The sequence below is a fragment of the Vibrio sp. YT-18 genome (assembly GCF_033337345.1).
Taxonomy (GTDB): Bacteria; Pseudomonadota; Gammaproteobacteria; order Enterobacterales; family Vibrionaceae; genus Vibrio; species Vibrio alginolyticus.
This window is the reverse complement of record NZ_JAWOQO010000299.1, coordinates 1-1,019: the sequence shown is the minus strand read 5'-3', so window position 1 is coordinate 1,019 and position 1,019 is coordinate 1. Positions and strand designations below refer to the sequence as shown.

Below are 1,019 nucleotides of genomic sequence, written 5' to 3'. Positions count from 1 at the left end.
GCTACTGCCGTTTACTCTAACGTCTATTCTCTTTATTCAAAGCTTGAGCCCAATGGTGATCTCATACCGATCAAAAGAAAAATCGATTGAGGTTGCTCGCTTTAAAGCCATGCGCGCAATGAAAATTGCTTTCGGTATCTTGTTTGTGACGGTCTTCTTCTACGCGATTTCCTTTACGCTTGCGATGTCACATGAACAAGCGGTTAAAGCAGCAGAAGAGAACATCTCTGCTCTTGCGATGGTTGCGCAAGGTATGGACGGCACGACGCTAAAACTAATGAGTTTAATGCTGAATATTTTCTCAGTAATGACTGCGTTTTTTGGTGTGTACTTGGGTTTCCGCGATTCTTGCCAAGGTCTAGCGATGCTGGCTCTAAAAAAGGTCATGCCTGAAGAGAAGATCAATAAAGACTTGGTCACCAAAGGAATCATTCTCTTTGCGATTCTCATGGCGTGGGGTGCAATTGTATTGAATCTACCAGTCCTGAGCTTTACATCAGTATGTAGCCCTATCTTTGGTTTGATTGGCTGTTTGATTCCAGCTTACCTTGTCTATCAAGTGCCTTCTTTACACAAATACAAAGGCGCGTCGCTTTACTTGATTATTGCTACTGGTATTTTGTTGTGCGTATCGCCTTTCGTCGCATTTAGTTAAAACCTACGTTGCCTTGGCTGTTACTCAGGTAGTGATGGCCAAGGCAAACTGAAGATTCAGCCTCTCTTCTCCCTGCTTTTATCTCATCCTTGAGAACTCTTGCCACATACCGTCCTATTTGCAGTTTTTACGCGATCTCCCTCACACTTTATTGACAATTCTCGACTATGTTCAGCGGGTCATTTAATTAGAAATTAGGAAATAACATGAACAAGTATTTGGCTGAGGCTTTTGGTACGTTCTGGCTAGTATTGGGCGGCTGCGGCAGCGCAGTGTTGGCTGCAGGTTTTCCAGATGTTGGTATTGGTCTGCTGGGTGTCGCTCTGGCCTTTGGTTTAACCGTTTTAACCATGGCATTTGCAAT

At 43.9% G+C, this 1,019-nt stretch carries 2 pseudogenes; both read left to right on the top strand.

From position 1 onward, the window contains the following. A pseudogene (locus tag R7M72_RS26140) lies at positions 1-655 on the top strand (hypothetical protein); the annotation flags it as partial. Between the two features lie 206 nt (positions 656-861). Beyond that, a pseudogene (locus R7M72_RS26135) lies at positions 862-1,019 on the top strand (aquaporin); the annotation flags it as partial.